Raw genomic sequence first — 26,748 nt, 5'->3', positions numbered from 1 at the left:
TGTTTGAGGGGCATTGCATAGCCCTACAAACAGTTTTTTTTTGCTTATTTTTTTAACGTAAAGTTTTTAAAGCACCACTCCAGCCAATTAATTGACCAAGAAGCTCTTGTAATTCACCTTCATGGAAAGCGGCTGGTTTAAAAGTAGACATATTTTCAAAGTCTGTGATTAATGAAAAGTTCACGGTACGTTGTGTTGAAGCAAGACCTTGTTCTGCTAAAACCACACGTAGGTTCTCGATTGAGCGTGCTGCTCCTAGACCACCGTAACCAACAAAAGCAACAGCTTTGTCTTTAAATTCAGGTTTCAAAAAGTCCAACGCATTTTTGAATGCACCGGCTACACCATGATTGTATTCGGCAGTGATAAAAATATAGCCATCAAATGAAGCAATTTTTTCTGACCAAGCACCAATTGCAGCACCTTGTTCAGCAGTAGGCGTTTTACCTAAAAATGGAAGATCGTAATCTGCTAAATCCACTAATTCAAATTGAACATCTTCAGCATTACTAAATGCTTTTGCTTTTTCAACAGTCCAATTTGCAACAGCTAAACCATTTCTTCCTTCACGAACGCTTCCTAATACAACACCAATTTTTAACATATGAGCACCTCTTCTATTTATTATTTACAATAGTTAGTATATCACTTACTTTTTATAAGTAAAATAAAATGCTTCGTATTAAGATTTTTTTCAATAAGAAACGATGGAAAGTGGAGATAGTTCCCCAAAAAAACTGATGAATGAAATAGTTTTGAAAGATAGATAGCATGAACTTAGAGAGTTTACACGGTAAATATTGCAAAGTTCTTACCGTTTGACGGTGGACAAAAAATGTGGTTGTAAGATAGAAAAGAATGTCTATCAGCTAAAATACAATGAGGTCGATTAAAAGGCGAAGTCAGTTTTTTATGCCGACTATTCGCCTTTTTCATTATCCGTTGACTTTTTAATAAAAATTAGCGATAATTACCATCGTTAACAATATCGAATGGTGCATAAAAAAAGGATTCTTTACGTTAAAATTCAGAAGGAGAAAAAGCAGTTGGATAAAAAGAATCGTCAGCTAAGCAAGGTATCACTTGGTGGTTTGTTAGTTGCGCTGGGTGTTGTGTATGGTGACATTGGGACAAGCCCGTTATATGTTATGAAAGCCATTGTTTTAGGCAATGGCGGCTTATCTGAAATTAGCTCGGATTTCATTTACGGAACTGTTTCATTAGTTTTTTGGACATTAACCATTTTAACATCTATAAAATATGTAATGATTGCCTTAAACGCAGACAACCATGGTGAAGGGGGAATTTTTTCACTTTATGCACTTGTGCGTAAGAAAAGCAAATATTTAGTAATTCCTGCGTTAATTGGTGGGGCTACTTTGCTAGCTGATGGTGTTCTTACCCCAGCAGTAACAGTTACAACAGCCATTGAGGGCTTGAGAGGGTTGCCTGAATTCTATGATGTCTTTGGTACAAGACAAGATGTCATTATCATTATTACGCTGATTATTCTCTTGGTTCTTTTTTATATGCAACGATTTGGAACAGACTTGGTGGGTAAGTTTTTCGGACCAGCAATGATGATATGGTTTACGTTTTTAGGATTAGTCGGCCTTTATAATATGCAAGTTGATTGGACTGTGCTTCGTGCAATCAATCCTTATTATGCTGTGAAATTGCTATTTAGTCCTGACAATCACCTTGGTGTTTTTATTTTAGGTAACGTTTTTCTTGCAACAACAGGTGCAGAAGCTTTGTATTCAGACATGGGGCATGTGGGTAAAATAAACATTAGAATTAGTTGGCCTTTTGTTAAACTTTGTCTGGTGCTTAACTATTTTGGACAGGCAGCATGGTTGCTAAGCATTAAAAATGGTGATGTAAATCAAATTATGCAAAATTTTAATCCTTTTTTCCAAATGTTGCCTCATTTTTTAACAGGTATTGGTGTTATTTTTGCAACGATTGCTGCTGTTATCGCTTCTCAAGCATTAATCTCAGGATCGTTTACTCTTGTCTCAGAAGCTATCAAACTGAAGTTACTTCCTAGAATGCAAATTATGTTTCCTGGTAAAAACATTGGACAAATGTATATTCCGACAATTAATTTATTTCTATGGATTGCCTGTTCAATTGTCGTTATTGTTTTTCAAACTGCATCAAATATGGAAGCAGCATACGGTTTGTCAATAACGATAACGATGCTAATGACGACGGTATTACTATATGCTTTCATGATTAATCACAAAATTCCAAAGATTATGGCAATTGTGAGTGCGTTGTTTTTTGGTGGAATTGAGACCATTTTCTTTATTTCTAGTGCAACAAAGTTTTTCCACGGAGGATTTGTTGCCATCATAATAGCACTTCTAATATTAAGTGTTATGTATATTTGGTATCGAAGCAATCAATTGCAGAATCAAGCATTAAAAGAAGTTGACTTTAAAACATATATTCCTCAATTGGCAGCACTGAGAAACGATGAAACAATACCCATGTACCAAACAAACGTTGTGTTTTTAGTTCCAAAACTAGACAATAACAAAATTGGTCAACAATATATCTATTCCATTCTCGACAAAAGACTGAAGCGGGCCAAAGTTTATTGGTTTGTTTGTGTTGAAGTTACAGATGAACCATACACTAAGTCATATTCAGTTGATATGATGGGTACAAATTTCATTGTAAAAATTAAGTTGCATTTGGGATTCAGAGTTCCGCAAGATATTAACGTTTATATTCGTCAAATTATTCATGATTTAATGAAACAGGGAAGATTAGAAAAACAAATTCAAAAGTATTCATTGACACCAGGACGCGAAGTTGGTGATTTTAGATTTATTCTCGTTCAAGAGGAAATATCAGTTCAGACGGATATCACAAAATGGAATCGTCAAATTTTGCAAACTAAGTCAATGATTAAAAGGCATCTTTCAAGTTCAGAAAGATGGTTTGGGTTAGAGTATAGCGATGTTGATTATGAAACTGTTCCAATGGTGATTGGAACCATAAAAAAAACAAGATTAACGGAACGTCCTTTTTTGTAAATGATTCATACGAACCTATCCAATAGATAGCTCTGAATGAGGGTTCCTTGAAATGAAAGGAATCGAAAAGGCATAAAGATATAAAGGCTCTTTGTCAAATCGGACTGATAGGTTCACCAATGAGCATCGGAAGAGGGGAGGAAACTCCTTTTCCGGTGTTTTTTATTTGTAGGTAATGAGACCATTAAGCAAGAAAATTCGCGTACGCATATTGGAGAAATCACGGAAGCCATATGCGACTCGTTTTAACGTTTTGATGTGCGTATGTAGTCCAGCTTATCTGCTGGTTTTAAAAGTAATTTGTACAAGGATTTTAATTACCGATAATATTTGGCTTGTTTTTTATCTTTTGTATTCAGTTGTTTCATCACCCGAATACGCACCTGATTAAAACCTTTGTTCAAGTGTTGGACAATGTGAAAGCGATCAACGATCGCTTTGGCATTTGGAAAACATTCCTTCATTAACGAGAAATAAGGAGCGTTCATATCTGTCACAATATAGCGCACTTTCTCACGCGCTTTACGATCAAAGCGCATAAAATAAGCGACGAAATCTTTCTTTCGACGACTAGGGAGTATATCAAATAGCTTCCCAGTATTTCCATCCATACAAGAAAAGCAAAACGTTCCATGATAAGTTGTTAACGAGCGAAATTCATCGAATAATAAGCATTTCGGTAACCAATTTTTCCTTATCTTCGTCTCAAATGCGAGCGAGGATAAGGTGCGTTGCACCGTCGTCACGGATAGGTGACAATGGTTCGCAATGTTTTTCATGGATTGGTGCTCGGTTAATTCCTCAAGTACATGATAATGCACTTGCTTCGAGATAAAACAATGACGACTCACCAAATACGTCTGTGCTGTGAAATAATTGTGACAAGTGCGACAATGATAGCATTGATTCTTCAAACGCAAATACGTTTGTTTATTGACACAGCGATTTAAAAGAATCATCGAGACTTTCTTGCCATTACGAACAAGAGCTTCACTAGATACTTTGCACAAAGGACAACAATGAAACGTACGAATAAGGGCCGCTTCCGCAAGAATCACTTTTTTTCCCTTGTAGAAGTCCTCCTGTTCTATGTTTTTTAAGAAGAAAATAGGACCGATAGAATTTTTTCTATCAGTCCTATAAATTATAGAGCCACTTTTATTTAATAAGGAAGCAAGTCCATCATCTTTGGCGGGATTTTGGCGGAGAACCTTATCAAATTAAACTGTTTTATCCAATTTTACATTAGCCAAAATGTCGGTAAATAAACGTTTTGATACCAAATCAAGTATCTACTTTATTCCCACTCAACAGTTGCAGGTGGTTTACTTGTAATGTCATACACGATGCGATTGACATGTGCGACTTCATTGACGATTCGGACAGAAATCTTTTGCAAAACATCCCATGGAATACGGGCGAAGTCAGCGGTCATACCGTCGATTGAAGTAACAGCGCGAATGCCGACAGTATAATCATACGTACGGCCGTCACCCATGACACCGACTGAGCGGATGCCTGGTAAGACAGTGAAGTATTGCCAGATATCACGATCTAGACCAGCAGCTGCGATTTCTTCACGTAAAATTGCATCGGAATCGCGGACAATGGTTAATTTTTCTTCTGTCAGTTCACCTAGTACACGAATTCCTAAACCTGGACCAGGGAAAGGCTGACGCCAAACGATGCTATCAGGCATGCCAAGTTCTGTTCCTAAGGCGCGGACTTCATCTTTAAAGAGAGTATTTAATGGTTCAATTAGTTCAAATTGCATATCTTCAGGTAGGCCACCGACATTGTGATGTGATTTGATGGTTTGTGCTGTTTCGGTTCCAGATTCAATCACGTCTGTATAAAGTGTTCCTTGTGCTAAGAATGAAATGCCTTCTTCACCGGCAAGTTTCGTTGCTTCATCGTCAAATAAATAGACAAATTCATTTCCGATAATTTTCCGTTTTTGTTCAGGATCAGAGACACCGGCAAGTTTCGATAGGAAGCGGTCTTTGGCATCTACTTTGATGATGTTTAGGCCAAATTTTCCACCAAGAGCGTCCATTACTTGGTCTGCTTCACCTTTACGAAGTAGGCCGTGATCGACAAAGATTGAAGTTAATTGGTCACCGATGGCTTTTTGTAAGAGCACACCTACGACACTAGAGTCTACCCCACCAGATAAGCCAAGCAATACTTTCTTATCGCCGACTTTTTCGCGGATAGCTTTCACTTGCATATCAATGAAGTTTTCCATACTCCAGTCGCCTTTGCAGCCACAGACAGTTAAGGCAAAGTTTTTCAGTAAGTCGTTTCCGTGCTCGGAGTGGCGAACTTCCGGATGGAATTGCACCCCGTACATTTTTCGTTCTGTGTTTTCAATAGATGCAATCGGACAGTCTTTACTTGTGCCGACGATTGAGAAGCCTTCTGGAGCCTTCGTAACTAAATCACCATGACTCATCCAGACTGTTTGTTTAGCTGGCGTGTGTTGGAAGAGAGCAGCATCAGCAGCTAATACTTCTAATTCAGCTTTGCCGTACTCTTTATTCTTTGCGGCTTCGACAGATCCACCTAGACGATGAGTCATCAATTGCATGCCGTAACAAATACCTAAGACGGGAATACCTAAATCAAAGATCGCTTCATCAATACCAAAAGATCCATCATCATATACTGAGTTTGGTCCTCCTGATAAGATGATTCCTTTTGGTTGCATTTCTTTGATTTCTTCGGCTGTAATTCGGTGGCTCAGTAATTCTGAGAAGACACCGAATTCACGGATGCGGCGAGTGATCAATTGGTTGTATTGGCTACCGTAATCTAGTACAATAATTTTTTCAACGTTAGGCATGTTGTCAACGTTCGTCACGATTATTACCCCTATTCTTTTTTTGATTTATGTTCGTAAGTTAGTATCTATCATAAGCGAGTGGGTGAAAATTTGCAAAAACTTCTTTTCAATTTCTAATATTTCCGTAAAAAGACTTGGTCGATGGCGTGATGATGTGTTTTGTGTAGGATGATATCAGCACGACTACGGGTAGGTAAGATGTATTCTTTTAAGTTTTTTAAGTTTACTTTTTGCCAAATTTCTTCAGCAAGTGCAATGGCATCTTGGCGATTGCCAATGGCTAGATTATAATAATAATTAGTCGGGTCACGAAAGGCAGTGTCTAGGAGTGATTCAAAGCGTTCCAGGTACCATTTTTCGACTAATGATGGATCGGCATCGACGAAAATAGAGAAATCAAAAAAGTCACTGACATATATTTGCTCATTGGCAGGGAGTTGTAGGGTATTGATTCCTTCTACTAATAAAATATCGGGACAGTCGATGTATTCATATTCATTCTCGACAATATCGTAGACACTGTGCGAATAGATCGGGATTGGGATATTGGGCTGGCCAGACTTGACAGCATTTAAAAAGGTAATCAGTTCTTGCATATCATAGCTCTCCGGAAAGCCTTTGCGGTCCATGAGTCCTCGTTCTTCTAAGGTCCGATTTGGATACAAAAAGCCATCAGTCGTAATGAGTTGGACGTTTCGCCGTGGGAAGAGCCGTGCGAGTAGTGTCTGTAGTAGGCGAGCAGTGGTGCTTTTTCCGACAGCTACACTACCGGCAATGCCAATGATAAACGGTGGCATCTTCACATAGCGATGCAAAAACAATCCCTTGCTTAATGTCAGCGATTCGAATTCCTTCATATAAAGATGAATCATGTGACACAAGGGAATATAGACATCTTCCACGTCTTGAATTGAAATTCGGTCATTTAAACTTTTGATGCTATCTAATTCTTCTTGTGTGAGTGGCGTGTAACCCTTCGTATAGAAGCCTTGCCACTCTTCACGTGGTATCAAATAATAATTGGTCATTTCCTTCATGAAACGGTCTCCTTCGTTTATTCCCAACAAGTTTAACATAAAAAGCCAGTAAAACGCATACTTGTCTGATTCTTTTGTGTTTTTTTGGAGAGGATGCTTAATGGTGTTTGTTTCATTTGAAAATAATTGGTATGATAAAGAAACGACACAAAGGGGAGAATCAAGATGGCTGATCATTATTATACAAAGCAACCAAATACGGCTCATCATGTCAATGAGTGGACGTTTGAATTGAAAGATCATACGTTTCGTTTTTTGACCGATAGCGGTGTTTTTTCAAAAGGAACCGTTGATTTTGGTTCACGGGTATTAATTGATACATTTACGACTGCAGGATTACCAGAGGGCACGCTATTAGACGTAGGCTGTGGCTACGGGCCGATTGGTTTGTCATTGGCGTATGCAACAAAGCGTCAAGTCGAGATGGTAGATATTAATGAACGTGCAGTTTCTTTGGCACAACAAAATGCAACCTTAAATCACATTGATACGGTGACCATTCATCCGTCAAATATTTACGAAAATGTCCTAGAAGCACGCTATGCGGCAATCGTGAGTAACCCACCAATTCGCGCAGGCAAAAAAGTCGTCCACACAATCTTATCTGGAGCGTATGAGCGTCTCCTTTCAGGTGGCAGCTTGACGATTGTGATTCAGAAAAAACAAGGCGCACCAACCGCTCAAAAGAAAATGATTGAAGTCTTTGGCAATGCCGAAGTAATCAAAAAAGAAAAAGGTTATTACATCATCAAAAGTATCAAAGAATAGGGAGTGTAGCAATGAAACTAACCATCCGTCAAATCGCTGAATTAGCCGGCGTATCTGTTACGACTGTTTCACAAATTTTGAATAACAAAGGCAGCCGTTTTAGTGAAGAGACGAGACGGCGTGTGTTGGCGATTGTCGAAGAGTATCATTACAAGCCTGATTTCTTTGCTTCCAATGTGATTAAGCGCCATTCGAAAACGATTGGCATGATCGTTCCTGATGTGACCGATGCCTTCTTTTCCAAAATCGTAGAGGGAGCAGAGCGCTACATGAATCCATTGGGTTATATGTTGGTGCTTTGTAATTCACACCAAAGCCAAGAAAAGGAAATTCAATTTTTAGAAGAATTGGCCCATCGTTCCGTCGATGGGATTTTGCTGGCTACTCCGCACTTATTACCAGAAACGTACCAAGTGAAAAGTTCATTTTTTCAAAAAACGCCGGTCATTTTGATTGATCGTGGGATTAATACACGAGATACGGGCCGATTAATCATCAAAGAGTATGAAGGAGCGTACTTAGCAGTCAAACATCTCATCACGCAAGGACATCGTCACATTGGCGTATTAAAGGAAAATACCGGCTATTATCAATTAGAAGAACGATTTAATGGGTATCGTTTGGCGTTGAAAGATGCAGGTATTCCATTTCGTAAACAATACGTTGCAAGTAATGATCTGACGATTACAGGAGGATACACGGCCGCTAAAGAACTGTTGCGACGACGTGAGATTACAGCAATTTTTTGCAGCAATGATCTAATGGCTATGGGGTGCTACAAAGCAATCTATGAGGCGGGAAAAAAGGTACCAGAAGATGTCTCTGTGATTGGCTTTGATGATATTCAGTTTTCTGAGTATATGAGTCCACCACTTACCACAGTGATGCAACCAACGTTCGATATTGGCTTTACAGCTGCCAAATTCTTGGTAGATGAGATAGAGTATCCTCATCACCGGGTTCCGAATAAAATTTTTGAAACTAGATTAATTATTCGTGAGAGCACGAAAACATTGACAACCAAGCCATAGCAATGTATAGTCTATATTGTAAGGGCTTTCTTAGTGAACGTTTATTTAGTAAACCGGTTTACTAAAATGGTTTACTGTGTGGGGTTTTTATGTATAATAAAGAAGATTAAGGAAGTGAGGATCAGTTTTATGCGCATGGTCGATATTATTGAGAAAAAGCGTGATGGTCATGCTTTAAATAAAGAAGAAATCGCGTGGGTTATTTCTGAATACACGAACAATAACATTCCAGACTATCAGATGAGTGCCTTATTGATGGCGATTTATTTTGTTGATATGACGGATGAGGAAATCACGCACTTAACACTAGCAATGGCTCATTCAGGTGAAGTGATGGACTTGTCTTCGGTCGCTGGCACAAAAGTAGATAAGCATTCGACAGGTGGTGTGGGTGATACGACGACCTTGATCTTGGCGCCACTGGTTGCCAGTGTTGGTGTACCAGTCGCTAAGATGTCTGGCAGAGGCTTGGGATATACAGGTGGGACGCTAGATAAGCTAGAAGCAATCCCTGGCTTTAAGATTGAAGTGACAGATACCGAATTTGTCGAGATGGTAAATGAAAGCAAAGTCGCGGTCATTGGTCAGTCAGGTGATTTGGCACCAGCGGATAAGAAATTGTATGCGTTAAGAGATGTGACGGGGACAGTCAGCTCAATCCCGTTGATTGCTAGCTCAATCATGAGTAAAAAAATAGCAGCAGGGGCAGACGCGATTGTCTTAGATGTAACGACGGGTGATGGCGCCTTTATGAAGAATCTGACAGATGCAAGAAGGCTCGCACACATGATGGTACGAATCGGTGCATTGGCTAACCGCCAAACCATGGCTGTCATCTCCGATATGTCACAACCACTCGGAGAAGCCATCGGAAATAGCTTAGAAGTGGTGGAAGCAATCGAGACGCTCCAAGGCAATGGTCCTGCTGATTTGACTGAAATGTGCATGGTGCTCGGTAGTCAGATGGTCGTCTTAGCTAAAAAGGCAGAGTCGTTGGAAGAGGCACGTGCACTTCTTTCTGGGGCTTTGGCTAGTGGGAAAGCATTAGAAAAGTTCCGTGAAATGATTCGCAATCAAGGGGGCGATGATTCCGTCGTCGATCATCCGGAGGTATTATTAACAGCTCGCTATGAGGTAACTCTTCCAGCCAAGCAGTCTGGCATTATTCAAAAAATGGTCGCTAATGACTTAGGAATTGCGGCCATGATGCTTGGTGCAGGGCGCAAGACGAAAGAAGATGCCATTGACTATGCAGTCGGTATCAAATTGCACAAAAAAGTAGGGGACGCTGTGCAAGAAGGCGATACGTTACTGACCATCTATAGTAACCAACAAGACATTAAAGATGTGATTGAGCGTATTGAACAAAGCATTACGATTGGTAAATCGGGAGAAGAACCAGTTTTAATACATGAAATGATTACAGAATAGGGGACATGAAAATGGAATTAAATCGAATGATCGACCACACAATCTTAAAGGCAGATGCAACTAGAGAATCGGTTCAAACAATTATTGATGAAGCCAAAAAGCATCATTTTTACTCAGTATGTGTCAATCCAACCTGGGTTGCCTTTGCATCTGAACAATTAAAAAATGAGCCAGTGGCAGTTTGTACAGTGATTGGGTTTCCTCTAGGGGCAAATACTTCTGCAACAAAAGCCTTTGAAACGACAGATGCCATTCAAAACGGTGCGGATGAAGTAGATATGGTCATCAATATCGGCGCCTTAAAAGATGGCGATGATGCCTACGTACGTCAAGATATCGAAGCAGTGGTGGCAGCGGCGAAAGATCGCGCATTAGTGAAAGTAATTATCGAAACAGCGTTATTGACAGAAGAAGAAATCATTCGTGCGTGTGAATTAGCTAAGCTAGCAGGAGCAGATTTTGTAAAAACATCGACTGGCTTCTCTAGAGCGGGTGCAAAAGTGGAACATATTCGCATCATGCGTGCGACTGTCGGACCAGAGATGGGTGTGAAAGCTTCAGGGGGCATTCATAATGAAGCCGAAGCTGTAGCGATGGTTGAAGCAGGGGCAACGCGTCTAGGGACAAGCGCAAGTATTGCAATTATCTCTGGTCAAACGGGCATCGGCTATTAAGGGGTGAGCGAGGAAATGACAAAAGCTAAGCAAGAATGGATCGACAATGCAGTTATGGCACTTGATAAGGCTTATGTTCCTTATTCGCATTTCCCAGTAGGCGCATGCTTGGTTACCAAAGCAGGGAAAGTATACCAAGGTCTAAATATTGAAAATGCTTCATACGGATTAACGAATTGTGCAGAACGTACCGCCATTTTTAAAGCAGTATCTGAAGGGGAACGTGACTTTGCCCATTTGGTGATTGCGGGTCGTACGCCCAAACCTATCTCACCTTGTGGGGCATGTCGACAAGTCATTTCAGAGTTCTGTGATGCGGCGATGCCAGTCACGCTCGTTGGTGATAATGGTGTGACAAAAGAAATGACGGTCGAGCAGCTTTTGCCGTATTTCTTTAAAGAAGAAGATTTATCAATCTAACTTTGTTCATTCGGTCGTATATGACTGTTGAAAATAAAAAATACTTTTATAGGGGGCTTTACAGAAATGAAAAAAGCAAAATTCATAGGTATTAGTTTGGTAGCATTATCAAGTGTATTGTTACTAGCAGCATGTGGTGGAAAGAAAAGTACAACAAGTTCAACAGCTAGTAGTTCATCATCTAGTAATCACAGTGTCGCACTTGTGACCGATATTGGTGGTGTAGATGACCGTTCATTTAACCAATCTGCATGGGAAGGGTTACAAGAATGGGGTAAAAAACACGACATTAAGCGTGGTACAGGTGGCTATGATTACATTCAATCAGACGATGCAACTCAGTATACGACCAACGTATCAGGTGCTGTACAAAATGGCTTTAAAACTATTTTTGGGATTGGCTACTTATTACAACCAGCAATTAAAGAAGCGGCAGCGCAAAATCCAAATGTTCAATTTGTTATTATCGATGAAACAATTGATGCGGACAACGTTGTATCGGCAACATTTAAAGACAATGAAGCAGCATATTTAGCAGGTATTGCAGCGGCTGAAACGACAAAAACCAATAAAGTCGGCTTCATCGGTGGTGAAGAAGGTGTCGTTATTGACCGTTTCCAAGCAGGTTTTGAACAAGGTGTGGCAGATACAGCGAAAAAACTAGGCAAAACAATCACTGTTGATTCACAATATGCGGCATCATTTGGGGATCCAGCGAAAGGGAAAGCTTTAGCGGCATCAATGTATCAAGACGGTGCGGATATTATCTTCCACGCTTCAGGCGGTACTGGAGCTGGTGTCTTCCAAGAAGCAAAAGCAATCAATAGCCAATTAAACGAAGCAGATCTTGACAGCAAAAAAGTTTGGGTAATCGGCGTAGACAGCGACCAAGCAGATCAAGGTAAGTACACAACAAAAGATGGCAAAGACGATAACTTCACATTGGCTTCAACATTGAAAGGTGTAGGAGCAGCGGTTGAAGATATTTCAACTCGTGCATTAGAAGGTAAATTCCCTGGTGGCGAACATTTGGAATATGGTCTAAAAGATGGTGGTGTGGATATTACAGATGGTTACTTGTCTGATGATGCCAAATCAGCAATTAAAGAAGCGAAACAAGAAATTATTGATGGTAAAATCGAAGTACCTGAAACACCTAGTAAATAAAGAGTATTGTAAATAATCCAAAGAATCAGAGGGACAAAAACCATTCATTGGTTCGTCCCTCAAATTCTATGGAAAAGGCGTGAATGCTTTTTACCAAAGGAAGTGCGATCATTTCTTTTGGTAAGGGAGCTTTCCCGGAGCTAGTTTCTAGTCGAAAATTAGAAGGATGTGAAGAAAGAGTGACCCAAGAACAAAATTATGTCATCGAAATGCGACACATAACGAAGGAATTTGGTACATTCAAAGCAAATGACAATGTGAATTTACAAGTTAAAAAAGGTGAAATTCATGCGTTGCTTGGAGAAAATGGTGCCGGAAAATCGACATTGATGAATATGTTATCCGGTATTTTAGAGCCTACTTCAGGTGAAATATATTTAAATGGCAAAGTGGTCAAAGTGACGAGTCCAACAGCCGCCAATCGATTAGGAATTGGGATGGTTCATCAACATTTTATGTTGGTCGATGCATTTACTGTTACGGAAAATATTATTTTAGGCAGTGAAAAGACCCACTTTGGTACACTAAATAAAAAAGCAGCACGCAAAGAAATCGAAGAAGTATCCAAACGCTACGGACTTTCTGTTAATCCTGATGCCTATGTACGGGATATCTCAGTGGGGATGCAACAACGGGTTGAAATATTAAAAACTTTATATCGTGGGGCAGAAGTACTGATTTTTGACGAACCGACAGCCGTACTAACACCACAAGAAATCGATGAACTCATTACGATTATGAAAGAGTTGGTCAAAGAAGGCAAATCTATCATTTTGATTACGCATAAGCTGGATGAAATTAAGGCAGTCGCAGATCGTTGTACAGTTATCCGTAGAGGGAAAGGAATTGGAACGGTCAATATTAAGGACGTTACTTCACAACAATTAGCAGATATGATGGTGGGCCGTGCCGTATCTTTCAAAACAGCCAAAAAACTTGCGCAGCCAAAAGAAGTCGTCTTGGATGTGCAAAATTTGGTCGTAAAAGAAAATCGTGGCGTAGAAGCAGTCAAAGATCTTAGTCTGCAAGTCCGAGCGGGGGAAGTATTAGGGATTGCTGGAATTGATGGCAATGGTCAATCGGAATTGCTTCAAGCCTTAACTGGTCTGAGGAAAGTAGAGAGTGGTAGAATTACGATTAACGGTGATGACATCACCAATCGCACACCACGGAAAATCACCGAATCTGGAGTTGGGCATGTACCGGAAGATCGCCATAAGTATGGACTAGTATTGGACATGACGTTGGCTGAAAATATCGGTATTCAGACATATTATCAAGAACCTTATAGCAAAATGGGCGTCTTGAATTATGGAGAGATTAACGAACACGCCCGTGAACTGATTCAAGAATTTGATGTGCGTACAGTCAATGAGCTTGTTGCGGCAAAAGCTTTATCTGGTGGAAATCAACAAAAAGCGATTATTGCTCGTGAAGTAAGTCGTGACCCTGATTTGCTCATTGTCGCAAATCCTACACGCGGGCTGGATGTCGGTGCCATTGAATTTATCCATAAGCGTTTAATTGAGCAAAGAGATAAACTAAAAGCAGTCTTGCTAATTAGTTTTGAATTAGAAGAAATTCTGAATGTATCGGACCGTATCGCCGTGATCCATGCTGGTAAAATTGTCGGGATTGTAGATCCTAATGAAACATCTGAAAAAGAGCTAGGCTTGCTGATGGCAGGCTATTCGTTAGAAGATGCACGGAAGGAATTGGCAGAGGTAGGTGAAACAGGTGAATAATCGTTCAGAAAAAATTAGAAATGGGCTAGTCCCAATTATTGCTGTCTTACTAGGATTTTTACTAGGTGGCTTGATCATGTGGATTTTTGGCTATGATCCAGTATCTGGGTATCAAACCATGTTTCGGACAGTGTTCGTTGATTTGCAAAATGGTGGCTTAAATACGCGAAATATCGGGGAAGTGTTTGTTTCGGCTGGGCCATTAATTTTTACAGCATTAGGATTTGCAGTTGCGAATTCAGCCGGCTTCTTTAATATCGGGCTTTCCGGTCAAGCATTGTGCGGCTGGGTCGCAAGTGTCTGGGTTGCGCTGTTGTTACCTGATGCACCACGTTTGGTTGTTTTGCCACTAGCAGTTGTGGTGGGTGTTTTGGCAGGAGCGATTGCGGCAGCGATTCCGGGTATATTGCGCGCATACTTTGGTACAAGCGAAGTCATTGTCACAATTATGATGAACTATATTTTATTGTATGTTAGTACGTATTTAGTGAATGATGTTATGGGGAGTAATATTATCTCTACCAAAGGCGTGACAAAAGCTATATCTGCGAATGCATCCATGCAGACGAGCTGGTTAGCGGCACTGTCCAATGGCTCACGATTGAACATTGGTATTTTCTTAGCTGGAATCTTTTTAGTGTTGGTATGGTTCTTAATGAAAAAAACGACACTTGGATTTGAAATTCGTTCAGTTGGATTGAATCCTTTTGCGTCAGAGTATGCAGGGATGAGTAGCAAACGCACGATTATTATCTCAATGGTTATTTCAGGCGCATTGGCTGGTTTTGGTGGTGTGGTTCAAGGTTTGGGCACATTTGGTAATTTCTTTGTCCAAGGTTCATCGTTAAGTATCGGATTTGACGGTATGGCAGTCTCTTTACTTGGAGGAGGCTCATCGATCGGCATCTTGCTTTCAGCGCTCTTATTCAGTGTATTGAAGTTAGGCGGCCAAGGAATGCAGTTTGCCGGTATTCCTTCTGAATTAGTAGATGTGGATATTGCCATTATTATCTTCTTTGTAGGAATTAGTTTTGTTATTCATTATGTTTTGGCAAAAGTGTTTCAATCCAAAAAAGAAGCAGTAGTAGTAAAAGAGCTAGAGGACAACGGCGATGAGGACTCGCAAAAAGGAGGGACAATCTAATGAATATAAATATGATTGCATCCGTGTTTACTCAAACATTAATTTATGCAGCACCATTGATTTTAACAGCTCTCGGTGGTGTGTTCTCAGAGCGAAGTGGAATTGTTAATGTAGGGCTAGAAGGAATCATGGTGATGGGCGCATTTAGCGCGATTGTCTTTAACTTAGAGTATGCTGGTCAGTTTGGCGCATGGACTCCATGGTTAGCTACGTTGTTTGGTGGCTTGGTAGGAATGGTCTTTTCTGTCTTGCATGCGGTTGCCACTATTAACTTTCGCGCCGACCATATTATTAGTGGAACGGTATTGAACTTGATGGCCCCGTCATTAGCAATTTTCTTAATCAAAGTAATCTATGGAAAAGGCCAAACAGATGATATTTCTCAAATTTTTGGGTATTATACGTTCCCAGTTTTAAGTGATATTCCAGTGATTGGGAGAATCTTTTTTACAAATACAATGTTACCAGCGTACGTAGCAATTTTGATTTCTATCCTTGCTTGGTTTATTATTTTTAAAACCAAGTTTGGCTTACGATTGCGTTCGGTTGGTGAACATCCTCAAGCGGCTGATACGCTAGGGATTAATGTCTATGGCATGCGATATGCCGGCGTGTTGATTTCTGGTTTTCTCGGTGGTATGGGCGGCGCATTATTTGCTCAATCAATCTCTGGTCGTTTTGCAGTGACGACGATTTCTGGTCAAGGGTTCATCTCGATGGCTGCAATGATCTTTGGTAAATGGAATCCACTAGGTGCGATGGGTGCGGCGATTTTCTTTGGTTTTGCTCAAAATTTAAGTATCGCTGGACGCAATATTCCATTTGTTAAATCCATTCCAGATGTTTACTTGCAAATCACACCATATGTCTTGACGATTTTGGTTCTTGTTATCTTTCTTGGTAAAGCTTCTGGACCAAAAGCGAACGGAAAAAATTATATTAAATCTAAATAATTAATGGGAAAAGGGTGAGAGAAGGGGATTAGATGCCTTCTCTTGCCCTTTCGTGTTGTATAATAAAGAAGAAATAATAGAAAGACCAAAAGAAAGTAGGGAGATTATGTTTAAACGAGTGCATTTGATTGTGATGGATTCTGTAGGAATTGGTCAAGCGCCAGACGCGGATAAATTTAATGATGTTGGTGCGGATACATTAGGGCACATTGCCGAACAAGCAGGGTTAACAATCCCTCATTTGGAAAACCTAGGTCTAGGGACCATTCGCCCGTTACAAGGCGTTGCTAATGTATCAAATCATCAAGGCTACGCTACGAAATTAGAAGAAATTTCTGTCGGGAAAGATACGATGACTGGTCACTGGGAAATTATGGGACTAAATATTAAGACACCGTTCCGAGTATTTCCAGAAGGATTTCCTGAAGAACTATTAAATAAAATTGAAGAATTTTCTGGCCGGAAAATTGTCTGCAATCTTCCTTACTCTGGGACAAAGGTGATTGATGATTACGGTGCACATCAAATGGAAACAGGTGATCTAATTGTCTATACTTCTGCTGATCCAGTATTACAGATTGCGGCACATGAAGACATTATTCCACTTGAAGAGCTTTACCGCATTTGCCAATACGTCCGGGACATCACCAAAGATGATCCGTATATGATTGGTCGTATTATCGCACGTCCTTATGTTGGCACTCCAGGTAACTTTACACGTACGGCTAATCGTCATGACTATGCGCTAGATCCATTCGGTCACACGGTCTTGGATTCGCTAAAAGAAAATGGTAAGCAAGTCATCGCTGTGGGTAAAATCAACGATATCTTCAATGGCCAAGGAATTACAGATTATGTTCGCACGAAGAGCAATATGGATGGAGTCGACCAATTATTAAACGTAATGGCCAATGATTTTGAAGGCTTGAGCTTTACTAATCTTGTTGACTTTGATGCATTATTCGGTCATCGTCGGGATGTGAAGGGCTATGCCAATGCCATCGAAGAGTTTGATGCACGCATGCCAGAAATTATTGCTGCTATGCAAGACGATGATCTTTTGTTGATTACAGCGGACCACGGCAATGATCCTACGTTCCCAGGAACAGACCATACGCGTGAATACGTACCGTTGTTGGCATTTAGTAAAAAATTAACTGGCCAAGGTGCATTGACGCAAGGCCACTATGCCGACATCGCAGCGACGATAGCTGAGAACTTTCATGTGCCAGCGACTGAAAACGGCGTAAGCTTTTTAAATCAATTACAATAGGAGTTGAAAGAATGACAACGTTAGAAAACAAATTGCAAGAGACAACTGCTTACATGAAAGAAGCTGGCGTTGGCGCCATCGACTTTGGCTTGATTTTAGGATCGGGCTTAGGTGAGTTAGCCGATGAAATCGAACAACCAGTGGTGATTTCGTACGATGAGATTCCTCATTTTCCAGTATCGACAGTAGTAGGCCATGCGGGAAAATTGGTATATGGTACATTGTCAGGTAAGAAAGTATTAGCCATGCAAGGTCGCTTTCATTTTTATGAAGGTCATTCTATGGCGACAGTCACGTATCCAGTACGCGTGATGGCAGCATTACAGGCGCATTCATTAATTGTGACGAATGCATGTGGTGGTGTAAACGAAACATTTGCACCAGGAGATTTAATGGTGATTAGCGACCATATTAACTTCATGGGGACGAACCCATTGATTGGTCCAAATGATGAAAAGATGGGACCACGCTTCCCAGACATGAGTCATGCATATGATTTGGATTACCAAGCGACGGCAAAACGTATAGCAGCACAAGCCAATATTGACATCAAAGAAGGCGTATATATGGGCTTCACGGGACCTACGTATGAAACACCTGCTGAAATTCGTTTGGCAAGAACGATTGGAGCGGATGCAGTAGGTATGTCGACTGTACCCGAAGTCATCGTCGCTGTGCATAGTGGCTTGCGTGTCTTAGGTATTTCTTGTATCACGAATTTGGCTGCTGGTATGCAACATGAACTCAATCATGAAGAAGTAGTTGAAACAACCCAACGTGTGAAGCAATCATTCAAGACGTTGATCAAACAAACATTGCAAGAACTATAAAGGAGAGACAATATGAGTGTTCATATCGAAGCAAAAACAGGAGAAATTGCAGACAAGATTTTATTGCCAGGCGATCCATTGCGGGCGAAATACATTGCAGAGACATTTTTAGAAAATCCGGTTTGCTACAATCAAGTACGCGGTATGCTAGGCTATACAGGAACATATAAAGGTGAACGAGTATCCGTCCAAGGTACTGGGATGGGGATGCCATCTGCTAGCATCTATGCACAAGAATTAATTCAATCCTATGGTGTAAAAAAATTGATTCGTGTGGGAACATGCGGAGCGATTTCAAAAGATGTCCATGTGCGTGATTTAGTTATTGCTCAAGGGGCAGTCACAAGCTCTTCCATGGTGCAAAAAAACTTCTCTAGTTTTCACTTTGCGCCTATTGCTGACTTTCAGTTATTAAAAACAGCGTATGAATTAGCCACAGCTTCTGGTGTGACGACTCACGTGGGCAATATCTTGTCTGAAGATACCTTTTATAAAGACGATATGACCGAAACGTTGCAATTAGCAGAGCTTGGTGTCATGGGTGTTGAGATGGAGGCGGCAGCGTTGTATTATTTAGGTGCCAAATTTCATGTACAAACACTGGCTATTTGTACAGTGAGCGATCACATCGTCACTGGTGAAGAAACGACAGCAGCCGAAAGACAAACGACATTTAATGATATGATGACCATTGGCTTGGAAACACTGATAGGCTAATGGAACGAAAAAAGGACGGAACCACTAAGTGCCCATCCTTTTTGTAATTTATAAAAGAAAGGATGAAAGACAAATGGAGAATTTTCGATTTCATGTAACGACCGATATTCGCTTCGGAAAAGATCGTTTAGATGAACTACCCGACGTGTTAAATCAATTTGGCAAACGCGTATTAGTAGTCTATGGAGGCGGCAGTATCAAGCGTAATGGTCTATATGATCAAGTGATGAGTCAGCTAGCTAAAAATGACAATGAAGTCTTTGAATTAAGTGGTGTTGATCCGAACCCGCGGATTGAAACAGTGGAGCAAGGGGCCGAACTTTGCCGCAAAGAAAAGATTGATGTGATTTTAGCCGTTGGTGGAGGCTCAGTCATTGATTGTAGCAAGGCCATCGCAGGAGGTACGTATGCTTCTGGTGATTTATGGGAGATGGTGACCAAGCGCGCCTATCTGGGGCAAGCAGTACCGTTAGTCACGATTTTGACTTTGGCAGCGACAGGTAGTGAGATGAATCGCGGGTCAGTTATTTCAAATTTAAAAACGAAGCAAAAACTAGGCTTTGGCGGTCCGAATTTCTTACCGAAAGTCTCATTCTTAGATCCGACAAATACGTATAGTGTAAATGCGTACCAAACAGCGGCTGGCTCTGCAGATATATTCAGTCACTTAATGGAAAATTACTTCGATTTAACACCAGGAACAGAAGTGGAAGATGGCATTGCTGAGGGATTGATGCGAGCAGTAATCAAAAATGTTCCCGTAGCGCTAGATACACCGAATGATTATGACGCACGAGCAAATCTAATGTGGGCAAGCAGCTTGGCATTAAATGGCTTAACAGGTGCTTCAAAGGCTGGAACGTGGTCGTGCCATGCGATGGAGCATGAACTAAGTGCGTTTTATGATATTACACATGGTGTGGGGTTAGCGATTTTGACTCCGCGTTGGATGGCGCATGTGCTAAATGAGCGGACAACGCCTAAGCTTGCTCGTTACGCAAAAGAAGTCTGGGGTGTGCAAGAAGCAGTCCCTGAATTAGCTGCTCGTATGGGAATTCAAAAGTTGACTGATTATTTTGTTGCTTGTGGCATTCCAATGACATTACCTGAAGTTGGTATAACTGACGAGACCAATTTTGAAGCGATGGCTGAACAAGCAGTAGCAAGTAGCGCGATTGCGACAAAGGCGTTTGAGCCTTTAACCAAAGAAGATGTGGTAGCAATCTATCAAGCTTGTATGACACCGACTACTTATCTATAAAAAGTTGGGGCAACAGCGGATCTCTACAAGTAATAAGGGTTCAGATATAGCTTTGTATTGCTAAATCCAAATGAGACCAGAAACTAACGAATTCTGTCTCAGACGTGAAAAAAAGCGCTCCTTCATATGAAGGAGCGTCTTTTTTATAAATAGTATTTTTTCGCTACTGATAAATCATCGTTTAATTCATAAACTAATGGTTGACCAGTTGGGATTTCTAAGTCCATGATGTCTTCGTCTGAAATTTGTTCGATGTGTTTTGCAAGGGCGCGTAATGAATTCCCGTGAGCTGCAACTAAAACTGTTTTACCATCTTTCAAAGCAGGAGCGATTTGATCTTGCCAGAATGGTAATGCGCGTTCTAGAGTAACTTTTAAGTTTTCTCCACCAGGAACGTCGCGAGGGTCTAATTTAGCGTAACGACGGTCGTTTGCTGCAGAACCTTCATCAGATGCTTCCATTAATGGAGGCAATACATCGTAAGAACGACGCCAAATATGTACTTGGTCATCTCCGTATTTTTCAGCAGTTTCTTTTTTGTTAAGGCCTTGTAGTTTACCGTAGTGACGTTCGTTTAAGCGCCAAGATTTTACTTGTGGCACCCATAGTTGGTCAGAGTATTCTAAAATGTAGTTACAAGTTTTGATGGCGCGAGTTAAGACAGAAGTATAGGCGATATCGAATTCAATCCCTGCTTCTTTAATTTTGCGGCCACCTTCTTTGGCTTCTTCTACACCTTCTGGAGCTAAATCAACATCTGCCCAGCCAGTAAATTGGTTCAATTTGTTCCATTCACTTAATCCATGACGAGAAAAAACTAATTTTGGCATAAAAAAACTCTCCTTTGTGTTGTTTTCCGAAATTTTTCATTCCAATATTCATTGTACACTTTTTCTCAAATTTTTTCTATGAAAAAATCATTTGCTTTTACGAGAAGGGACGACGATGGTTTTTACACCATCTTCTTGACCGATAATCACTGTCTGAACCATCTCCAAAAACAAGCCATGCTCGACCACACCGACGAGTTGATTGAGTTCTTCATCTAGAGCGTGAGGCTGCTCGATGACGTCTAAGTGTAGATCAATGATATGGTGCTGACAATCAGTGACTAACAGCTCACCGTCAGCAGTCAGGCGAAAAGATGGACGATAGCCTTTTTCTTCAAAAAGTTGGAACAGTTGCTTTTCACCGTAAGGAACAACTTCGACTGGCAATGGAAAACGGCCAAGTTTTGTCACGAGTTTGGATTGATCGACAATCCAGATGACTTGTTTGGCATAACTAGCGACGATTTTTTCAAAGAGCAGGGCGGCACCGCCACCTTTGATTCCTTGAAAGTCAGCAGATATTTCATCGGCGCCATCAACGACTAGATCGACATAGGAGACTTCGTCGATTGTTTTGACTGGGATACCTAAGGCTTTTGCTTGTTTGCGTGAAGCGAATGAGGTAGGCACACCTTGGATATGCAGCTCTTCTTCTTGCACTCTTCTCCCTAACTCTTCGATGAAATAATACGCAGTTGATCCTGTACCTAACCCGACAATCATATCATCTTTCACATATGAAGCAGCTTCAATCCCAACCATTTGTTTTAAATTCATAGCGACCACCTTTGATGTTTGATGAGTTCATTATAATAGGAAATGAGTAAATTAGATAGCGCTTCATTTAAAAATAGGGAGTGATAGCTGAAATTTTTAGAAACGAGGAGAAAAGGTTTGACAGATTTGTTTTCCCGTGCTATTCTATCAAAGGTGCTTTAATTACAGGTCTCTCGTCGAGACGTGCTGACTGTTGGAAGTACACAGAAATGCGCATGATGCATTATTTTTTATCGAAAAAAAAGAACCACCTGGATGTGTGGGTCTATATAATGAACCAGGAAGGAGGATGACAAGGGATGCCTACAATTAATCAATTAGTACGTAAACCTCGTAAATCTAAGGTTGAAAAATCAAATTCACCTGCATTGAACAAAGGATACAACAGTTTCAAAAAAACTCAAACTAACGTGAGTTCACCTCAAAAGCGTGGGGTAGCTACTCGTGTGGGTACCATGACACCGAAGAAACCGAACTCAGCTTTACGTAAATATGCCCGTGTTCGTTTGTCTAACTTAATTGAAGTAACTGCTTATATCCCAGGTATCGGCCATAACTTACAAGAACACAGTGTTGTGTTACTTCGTGGTGGACGTGTAAAAGACTTACCAGGGGTACGTTACCATATCGTACGTGGTGCGTTAGATACTGCCGGCGTGAACGATCGTAAACAATCTCGTTCTAAATACGGTACAAAACGCCCTAAAGCGTAATAAACCATTTAATGAAAACAAATAAGAACATAAAATAACATTTTTCGGAAGGAGGAGTTACGGATGCCTCGTAAAGGTCCTGTTGCAAAACGTGATGTTTTACCAGATCCTATTTATAACTCAAAATTAGTAACTCGCTTAATTAACCGTGTCATGATTGACGGAAAACGTGGGGTTGCTGCTAATATTATCTATAATGCCTTTGACATTATTAAAGAATCTACAGGCAATGAACCATTGGAAGTTTTCGAACAAGCGATGAAAAACATCATGCCAGTATTAGAAGTAAAAGCTCGTCGTGTTGGGGGTTCAAACTATCAAGTACCGATCGAAGTTCGCCCTGAACGTCGTACAACTCTAGGTCTTCGTTGGGTTGTTAACTACGCTCGTTTGCGTGGAGAACACACAATGGAAGAACGTCTAGCGAAAGAAATCATGGATGCTGCTAACAACACTGGAGCTTCTGTTAAAAAACGCGAAGATACTCACAAAATGGCGGATGCAAACCGTGCATTTGCTCATTATCGTTGGTAAGATCCTCTCTGCATTTGCATATCATTTAGCAGAAGGTATAGATGGCAACCATTTACTCGAACTGAGAGGAGAACAAACCTAAAATGGCAAGAGAATTTTCTTTAGAAAACACTCGTAACATTGGGATCATGGCCCACGTTGATGCTGGTAAAACAACAACAACAGAACGTATCTTGTACTATACAGGTAAAATCCACAAAATTGGTGAAACGCATGAAGGTGCATCACAAATGGACTGGATGGAACAAGAACAAGAACGTGGGATTACAATTACTTCAGCCGCTACTACTGCGCAATGGAAAGGGAATCGTGTAAACATTATCGATACTCCTGGACACGTGGACTTCACAATTGAAGTACAACGTTCATTACGCGTACTTGATGGTGCGGTAACTGTATTGGATTCACAATCAGGTGTAGAACCACAAACTGAAACTGTTTGGCGCCAAGCGACAGAATACGGTGTACCACGTGTTGTATTCTGTAACAAAATGGATAAAATTGGGGCAGATTTCTTGTACTCTGTATCAACATTGCATGATCGTTTACAAGCAAATGCTCACCCAATTCAATTGCCAATCGGTGCAGAAGATGATTTCACTGGAATCATCGACTTAGTAACAATGAAAGCTGAAATTTACACAAACGACTTAGGTACGGAAATTCAAGAAACTGAAATTCCAGAAGAATACCGTGAACAAGCTGAAGAATGGCGTGAAAAATTAGTCGAAGCTGTAGCTGATACAGACGAAGACCTAATGATGAAATTCTTAGAAGGTGAAGAAATCACTGTCGACGAATTAAAAGAAGCTATCCGTAAAGCAACAATCTCAGTAGACTTCTTCCCAGTTCTTTGTGGAACAGCCTTCAAAAACAAAGGGGTTCAATTATTATTGGACGCAGTTATCGATTATTTACCTGCTCCAACTGATATCCCTGCAATCAAAGGGGTTAACCCTAAGACAGACGAAGAAACAGATCGTCCAGCCGATGATTCAGCTCCATTTGCATCATTAGCATTTAAAGTGATGACTGACCCATTCGTAGGTCGTTTGACATTCTTCCGTGTTTATTCAGGTGTGTTAGAATCTGGTTCATACGTTTTAAATGCTTCAAAAGGCAAACGCGAACGTATCGGACGTATTCTACAAATGCACGCCAACACACGTAAAGAAATCGAAAAAGTTTATTCAGGTGACATCGCGGCAGCTGTTGGATTGAAAGATACAACAACTGGAGATACACTATGTGCAGAAGACTCACCGGTTATCTTGGAATCAATCGAATTCCCTGATCCAGTTATCGAAGTTGCTGTTGAACCTAAATCAAAAGCAGACCAAGATAAAATGGGTATTGCCCTTCAAAAACTAGCTGAAGAAGATCCTTCATTCCGTGTAACAACAAACGTTGAAACGGGTGAAACGGTTATCGCTGGTATGGGTGAATTGCACTTAGACGTATTAGTAGACCGTATGCGTCGTGAATTTAAAGTAGAAGCGAACGTTGGTGCGCCTCAAGTTTCTTACCGTGAAACATTCCGTTCTGCAACTCAAGCAGAAGGTAAATTTGTACGCCAATCAGGTGGTAAAGGTCAATACGGACACGTATGGATTGAATTTACACCGAATGAAGAAGGTGGCGGTTTCGCATTTGAAAATGCAATCGTTGGTGGGGTAGTTCCTCGTGAATACATCCCAGCTGTTGAAAAAGGATTGGAAGACGCTATGGCAAATGGTGTGCTTGCTGGTTATCCTTTAGTTGACATTAAAGCAAAACTTTATGATGGTTCATACCATGATGTCGATTCAAATGAAACAGCCTTCCGTGTTGCAGCATCTATGGCATTACGTGCCGCTGCGAAAAAAGCAAATCCAGTTATTCTAGAACCAATGATGAGAGTCACTGTGACTGTTCCTGAAGAATATTTAGGTGATGTAATGGGTCACGTAACTGCTCGACGTGGACGCGTAGAAGGTATGGAAGCACACGGTAACGCTCAAATCGTTAATGCGCTTGTACCATTATCAGAAATGTTTGGTTACGCAACAACGCTACGTTCTTCGACTCAAGGTCGCGGAACATTCATGATGGTCTTTGACCACTATGAAGATGTACCGAAATCAATTCAAGAAGAAATCATTAAGAAAAATGGCGGTAAAGCTGAATAATCTTAAATGATTTCGGAATTATTTTCAAAATACTATGTTTTTTGAGAAGTTTCGTGTACAATAATGAACGATGATATAGGAAAGGAATCGCTTGCGATTCCTTACTTATCAAATAAAAAAACACAAATTGTAAATTTTAGGAGGAACATTTAAAATGGCAAAAGAAAAATTTGACCGTTCTAAACCCCATGTAAACATTGGTACTATCGGACACGTTGACCATGGTAAAACTACATTAACAGCTGCAATTACAACTGTTTTAGCTAAAAAAGGTTTGGCTAAAGCTTCTGCTTACGACCAAATCGATGGCGCTCCAGAAGAACGCGAACGCGGAATCACAATCTCAACTGCTCACGTTGAGTACGAAACTGAAAACCGCCACTACGCTCACGTTGACTGCCCAGGTCACGCGGACTACGTTAAAAACATGATCACTGGTGCGGCTCAAATGGACGGAGCTATCTTAGTAGTTTCTGCTGCTGATGGTCCTATGCCTCAAACTCGTGAACATATCTTACTTTCACGTAACGTAGGTGTACCATACATCGTTGTTTTCTTAAACAAAATGGATATGGTTGATGACGAAGAATTATTAGAATTAGTAGAAATGGAAGTTCGTGATTTATTATCTGAATATGACTTCCCAGGCGATGACACTCCAGTTGTTGCAGGTTCTGCTTTGAAAGCTTTAGAAGGCGATCCTTCATACGAAGAAAAAATCTTAGAATTGATGGCTGCTGTTGACGAATATATCCCAACTCCAGTTCGTGATACTGACAAACCATTCATGATGCCAGTCGAAGACGTATTCTCAATTACTGGTCGTGGTACTGTTGCTACAGGTCGTGTTGAACGTGGACAAGTTCGCGTTGGTGACGTTGTAGAAATCGTAGGTATTGCTGACGAAACTGCTCAAACTACTGTAACAGGTGTTGAAATGTTCCGTAAATTATTAGACTACGCTGAAGCTGGTGACAACATTGGTGCATTACTTCGTGGGGTTGCTCGCGAAAACATCCAACGTGGTCAAGTATTAGCTAAACCTTCTACAATTACTCCACACACAAAATTCACTGCTGAAGTGTATGTTTTAACTAAAGAAGAAGGTGGACGTCATACTCCATTCTTCACTAACTACCGTCCTCAATTCTACTTCCGTACAACTGACGTAACTGGTGTTGTAGAATTACCTGAAGGCGTTGAAATGGTAATGCCTGGGGATAACGTAACAATCGAAGTTGAATTAATCCACCCAATCGCTATCGAAGACGGAACTCGTTTCTCTATTCGTGAAGGCGGACGTACTGTTGGTTCAGGCGTTGTTTCTGAAATCAAAGCGTAAGCAAATTAATCAACAAAATGAAAAACGTGAGCGAATTTCGG

Annotated in this window: 23 protein-coding genes and 1 pseudogene; 18 read left to right on the top strand and 6 right to left on the bottom strand. The window is 40.7% G+C overall.

Annotated elements, in window-relative coordinates; all coding sequences use genetic code 11:
* Positions 1–52: 52 nt before the first annotated feature.
* A complete protein-coding gene (locus HMPREF9088_RS03030; protein ID WP_007207658.1) occupies positions 53–604 on the bottom strand; it encodes an NADPH-dependent FMN reductase in 552 nt (183 codons plus the stop codon).
* Between the two features lie 388 nt (positions 605–992).
* Between HMPREF9088_RS03030 and HMPREF9088_RS03025 the strand changes: the two genes are divergently transcribed.
* The gene (locus HMPREF9088_RS03025) at positions 993–3,047 is read left to right on the top strand and encodes a KUP/HAK/KT family potassium transporter (RefSeq protein ID WP_007207657.1); all 2,055 of its coding nucleotides are present in this window, start codon (positions 993–995) and stop codon (positions 3,045–3,047) included.
* Between the two features lie 162 nt (positions 3,048–3,209).
* Here the strand turns inward: HMPREF9088_RS03025 and HMPREF9088_RS03020 are convergent.
* The 3 genes and pseudogenes from HMPREF9088_RS03020 to coaA all read right to left on the bottom strand — a co-directional run bounded on the left by HMPREF9088_RS03020 (position 3,210) and on the right by coaA (position 6,929).
* Positions 3,210–4,156, bottom strand: a pseudogene (locus HMPREF9088_RS03020) (ISL3 family transposase).
* A 188-nt stretch (positions 4,157–4,344) separates the two neighbouring features.
* Entirely contained in the window at positions 4,345–5,910 is a 1,566-nt protein-coding gene (gene guaA, locus HMPREF9088_RS03015; protein ID WP_040366283.1) for a glutamine-hydrolyzing GMP synthase, read from the bottom strand.
* A gap of 95 nt (positions 5,911–6,005) precedes the next feature.
* A complete protein-coding gene (gene coaA / locus HMPREF9088_RS03010) occupies positions 6,006–6,929 on the bottom strand; it encodes a type I pantothenate kinase (protein ID WP_040366281.1) in 924 nt (307 codons plus the stop codon).
* A 165-nt stretch (positions 6,930–7,094) separates the two neighbouring features.
* Between coaA and HMPREF9088_RS03005 the strand changes: the two genes are divergently transcribed.
* The 13 genes from HMPREF9088_RS03005 to HMPREF9088_RS02945 all read left to right on the top strand — a co-directional run bounded on the left by HMPREF9088_RS03005 (position 7,095) and on the right by HMPREF9088_RS02945 (position 20,343).
* Complete coding sequence (locus HMPREF9088_RS03005) at positions 7,095–7,697, top strand: class I SAM-dependent methyltransferase (RefSeq protein ID WP_007207653.1); 603 nt, start codon at positions 7,095–7,097, stop codon at positions 7,695–7,697.
* A gap of 11 nt (positions 7,698–7,708) precedes the next feature.
* Positions 7,709–8,728 carry a LacI family DNA-binding transcriptional regulator gene (locus HMPREF9088_RS03000; protein ID WP_007207652.1) on the top strand — a complete coding sequence of 340 codons (1,020 nt, stop codon included), beginning with the start codon at positions 7,709–7,711 and terminating at the stop codon, positions 8,726–8,728.
* Positions 8,729–8,857: 129 nt separating this feature from the next.
* Positions 8,858–10,159: a pyrimidine-nucleoside phosphorylase gene (locus HMPREF9088_RS02995; protein WP_040366280.1), complete on the top strand. Its 1,302-nt coding sequence runs from the start codon at positions 8,858–8,860 to the stop codon at positions 10,157–10,159.
* A gap of 11 nt (positions 10,160–10,170) precedes the next feature.
* Positions 10,171–10,833, top strand: a complete 663-nt coding sequence (gene deoC / locus HMPREF9088_RS02990; protein ID WP_040366278.1) for a deoxyribose-phosphate aldolase — start codon at positions 10,171–10,173, stop codon at positions 10,831–10,833.
* Positions 10,834–10,848: 15 nt separating this feature from the next.
* Positions 10,849–11,253: a cytidine deaminase gene (locus HMPREF9088_RS02985; RefSeq protein ID WP_007207649.1), complete on the top strand. Its 405-nt coding sequence runs from the start codon at positions 10,849–10,851 to the stop codon at positions 11,251–11,253.
* Positions 11,254–11,319: 66 nt separating this feature from the next.
* Positions 11,320–12,420, top strand: a complete 1,101-nt coding sequence (locus HMPREF9088_RS02980) for a BMP family lipoprotein (RefSeq protein ID WP_040366277.1) — start codon at positions 11,320–11,322, stop codon at positions 12,418–12,420.
* 209 nt (positions 12,421–12,629) lie between these two features.
* On the top strand, positions 12,630–14,165 hold the full coding sequence (locus HMPREF9088_RS02975; RefSeq protein WP_143139691.1) for an ABC transporter ATP-binding protein: 1,536 nt from the start codon (positions 12,630–12,632) through the stop codon (positions 14,163–14,165).
* Complete coding sequence (locus tag HMPREF9088_RS02970) at positions 14,158–15,309, top strand: ABC transporter permease (protein WP_040366276.1); 1,152 nt, start codon at positions 14,158–14,160, stop codon at positions 15,307–15,309. Before HMPREF9088_RS02975 ends, HMPREF9088_RS02970 begins: the two co-directional genes overlap by 8 nt.
* Positions 15,309–16,262: an ABC transporter permease gene (locus HMPREF9088_RS02965; RefSeq protein WP_007207645.1), complete on the top strand. Its 954-nt coding sequence runs from the start codon at positions 15,309–15,311 to the stop codon at positions 16,260–16,262. Before HMPREF9088_RS02970 ends, HMPREF9088_RS02965 begins: the two co-directional genes overlap by 1 nt.
* A 106-nt stretch (positions 16,263–16,368) precedes the next feature.
* Positions 16,369–17,535, top strand: coding sequence for a phosphopentomutase (gene deoB / locus HMPREF9088_RS02960; RefSeq protein WP_040366275.1), 1,167 nt, complete (start codon positions 16,369–16,371; stop codon positions 17,533–17,535).
* Between the two features lie 11 nt (positions 17,536–17,546).
* Positions 17,547–18,365 (top strand): purine-nucleoside phosphorylase, encoded by an 819-nt coding sequence (locus HMPREF9088_RS02955; RefSeq protein ID WP_007207643.1) that lies wholly within the window; start codon positions 17,547–17,549, stop codon positions 18,363–18,365.
* Positions 18,366–18,377: 12 nt separating this feature from the next.
* Positions 18,378–19,082, top strand: a complete 705-nt coding sequence (gene deoD, locus HMPREF9088_RS02950; protein WP_007207642.1) for a purine-nucleoside phosphorylase — start codon at positions 18,378–18,380, stop codon at positions 19,080–19,082.
* A 73-nt stretch (positions 19,083–19,155) separates the two neighbouring features.
* Positions 19,156–20,343: an iron-containing alcohol dehydrogenase gene (locus HMPREF9088_RS02945; RefSeq protein WP_040366272.1), complete on the top strand. Its 1,188-nt coding sequence runs from the start codon at positions 19,156–19,158 to the stop codon at positions 20,341–20,343.
* Between the two features lie 143 nt (positions 20,344–20,486).
* Here HMPREF9088_RS02945 and HMPREF9088_RS02940 read toward each other — a convergent pair whose 3' ends face one another.
* A complete protein-coding gene (locus HMPREF9088_RS02940; protein ID WP_007207640.1) occupies positions 20,487–21,173 on the bottom strand; it encodes a 2,3-diphosphoglycerate-dependent phosphoglycerate mutase in 687 nt (228 codons plus the stop codon).
* 87 nt (positions 21,174–21,260) lie between these two features.
* On the bottom strand, positions 21,261–21,950 hold the full coding sequence (gene rpiA / locus HMPREF9088_RS02935; protein ID WP_007207639.1) for a ribose-5-phosphate isomerase RpiA: 690 nt from the start codon (positions 21,948–21,950) through the stop codon (positions 21,261–21,263).
* 299 nt (positions 21,951–22,249) lie between these two features.
* On the opposite strand from rpiA, the gene rpsL reads away from it, so the two are divergent.
* From rpsL to tuf, 4 genes are all read left to right on the top strand, one after another.
* Positions 22,250–22,663 carry a 30S ribosomal protein S12 gene (gene rpsL, locus HMPREF9088_RS02930; protein WP_007207637.1) on the top strand — a complete coding sequence of 138 codons (414 nt, stop codon included), beginning with the start codon at positions 22,250–22,252 and terminating at the stop codon, positions 22,661–22,663.
* Positions 22,664–22,726: 63 nt separating this feature from the next.
* On the top strand, positions 22,727–23,197 hold the full coding sequence (gene rpsG, locus HMPREF9088_RS02925; RefSeq protein WP_007207636.1) for a 30S ribosomal protein S7: 471 nt from the start codon (positions 22,727–22,729) through the stop codon (positions 23,195–23,197).
* Positions 23,198–23,280: 83 nt separating this feature from the next.
* Positions 23,281–25,365: an elongation factor G gene (fusA, locus tag HMPREF9088_RS02920; RefSeq protein ID WP_007207635.1), complete on the top strand. Its 2,085-nt coding sequence runs from the start codon at positions 23,281–23,283 to the stop codon at positions 25,363–25,365.
* Between the two features lie 154 nt (positions 25,366–25,519).
* Positions 25,520–26,707, top strand: coding sequence for an elongation factor Tu (tuf, locus tag HMPREF9088_RS02915; RefSeq protein ID WP_007207634.1), 1,188 nt, complete (start codon positions 25,520–25,522; stop codon positions 26,705–26,707).
* Positions 26,708–26,748 lie beyond the last annotated feature (41 nt).

It is taken from the genome of Enterococcus italicus DSM 15952, from assembly GCF_000185365.1.
Taxonomy (GTDB): Bacteria; Bacillota; Bacilli; order Lactobacillales; family Enterococcaceae; genus Enterococcus_G; species Enterococcus_G italicus.
This window is presented reverse-complemented; position numbering and strand designations above follow the sequence as displayed.

Excerpts from the sequence above, each read along its gene's own strand:
- HMPREF9088_RS03030 (WP_007207658.1), bottom strand. The coding sequence starts at position 604 with ATGTTAAAAATTGGTGTTGTATTAGGAAGCGTTCGTGAAGGAAGAAAT.
- HMPREF9088_RS03025 (WP_007207657.1), top strand. The coding sequence starts at position 993 with ATGGTGCATAAAAAAAGGATTCTTTACGTTAAAATTCAGAAGGAGAAA.
- coaA (WP_040366281.1), bottom strand. The coding sequence starts at position 6,929 with ATGAAGGAAATGACCAATTATTATTTGATACCACGTGAAGAGTGGCAA.
- HMPREF9088_RS03005 (WP_007207653.1), top strand. The coding sequence starts at position 7,095 with ATGGCTGATCATTATTATACAAAGCAACCAAATACGGCTCATCATGTC.
- HMPREF9088_RS03000 (WP_007207652.1), top strand. The coding sequence starts at position 7,709 with ATGAAACTAACCATCCGTCAAATCGCTGAATTAGCCGGCGTATCTGTT.
- HMPREF9088_RS02995 (WP_040366280.1), top strand. The coding sequence starts at position 8,858 with ATGCGCATGGTCGATATTATTGAGAAAAAGCGTGATGGTCATGCTTTA.
- deoC (WP_040366278.1), top strand. The coding sequence starts at position 10,171 with ATGGAATTAAATCGAATGATCGACCACACAATCTTAAAGGCAGATGCA.
- HMPREF9088_RS02985 (WP_007207649.1), top strand. The coding sequence starts at position 10,849 with ATGACAAAAGCTAAGCAAGAATGGATCGACAATGCAGTTATGGCACTT.
- HMPREF9088_RS02980 (WP_040366277.1), top strand. The coding sequence starts at position 11,320 with ATGAAAAAAGCAAAATTCATAGGTATTAGTTTGGTAGCATTATCAAGT.
- HMPREF9088_RS02975 (WP_143139691.1), top strand. The coding sequence starts at position 12,630 with ATGCGACACATAACGAAGGAATTTGGTACATTCAAAGCAAATGACAAT.
- HMPREF9088_RS02965 (WP_007207645.1), top strand. The coding sequence starts at position 15,309 with ATGAATATAAATATGATTGCATCCGTGTTTACTCAAACATTAATTTAT.
- deoB (WP_040366275.1), top strand. The coding sequence starts at position 16,369 with ATGTTTAAACGAGTGCATTTGATTGTGATGGATTCTGTAGGAATTGGT.
- HMPREF9088_RS02955 (WP_007207643.1), top strand. The coding sequence starts at position 17,547 with ATGACAACGTTAGAAAACAAATTGCAAGAGACAACTGCTTACATGAAA.
- deoD (WP_007207642.1), top strand. The coding sequence starts at position 18,378 with ATGAGTGTTCATATCGAAGCAAAAACAGGAGAAATTGCAGACAAGATT.
- HMPREF9088_RS02945 (WP_040366272.1), top strand. The coding sequence starts at position 19,156 with ATGGAGAATTTTCGATTTCATGTAACGACCGATATTCGCTTCGGAAAA.
- HMPREF9088_RS02940 (WP_007207640.1), bottom strand. The coding sequence starts at position 21,173 with ATGCCAAAATTAGTTTTTTCTCGTCATGGATTAAGTGAATGGAACAAA.
- rpiA (WP_007207639.1), bottom strand. The coding sequence starts at position 21,950 with ATGAATTTAAAACAAATGGTTGGGATTGAAGCTGCTTCATATGTGAAA.
- rpsL (WP_007207637.1), top strand. The coding sequence starts at position 22,250 with ATGCCTACAATTAATCAATTAGTACGTAAACCTCGTAAATCTAAGGTT.
- rpsG (WP_007207636.1), top strand. The coding sequence starts at position 22,727 with ATGCCTCGTAAAGGTCCTGTTGCAAAACGTGATGTTTTACCAGATCCT.
- fusA (WP_007207635.1), top strand. The coding sequence starts at position 23,281 with ATGGCAAGAGAATTTTCTTTAGAAAACACTCGTAACATTGGGATCATG.
- tuf (WP_007207634.1), top strand. The coding sequence starts at position 25,520 with ATGGCAAAAGAAAAATTTGACCGTTCTAAACCCCATGTAAACATTGGT.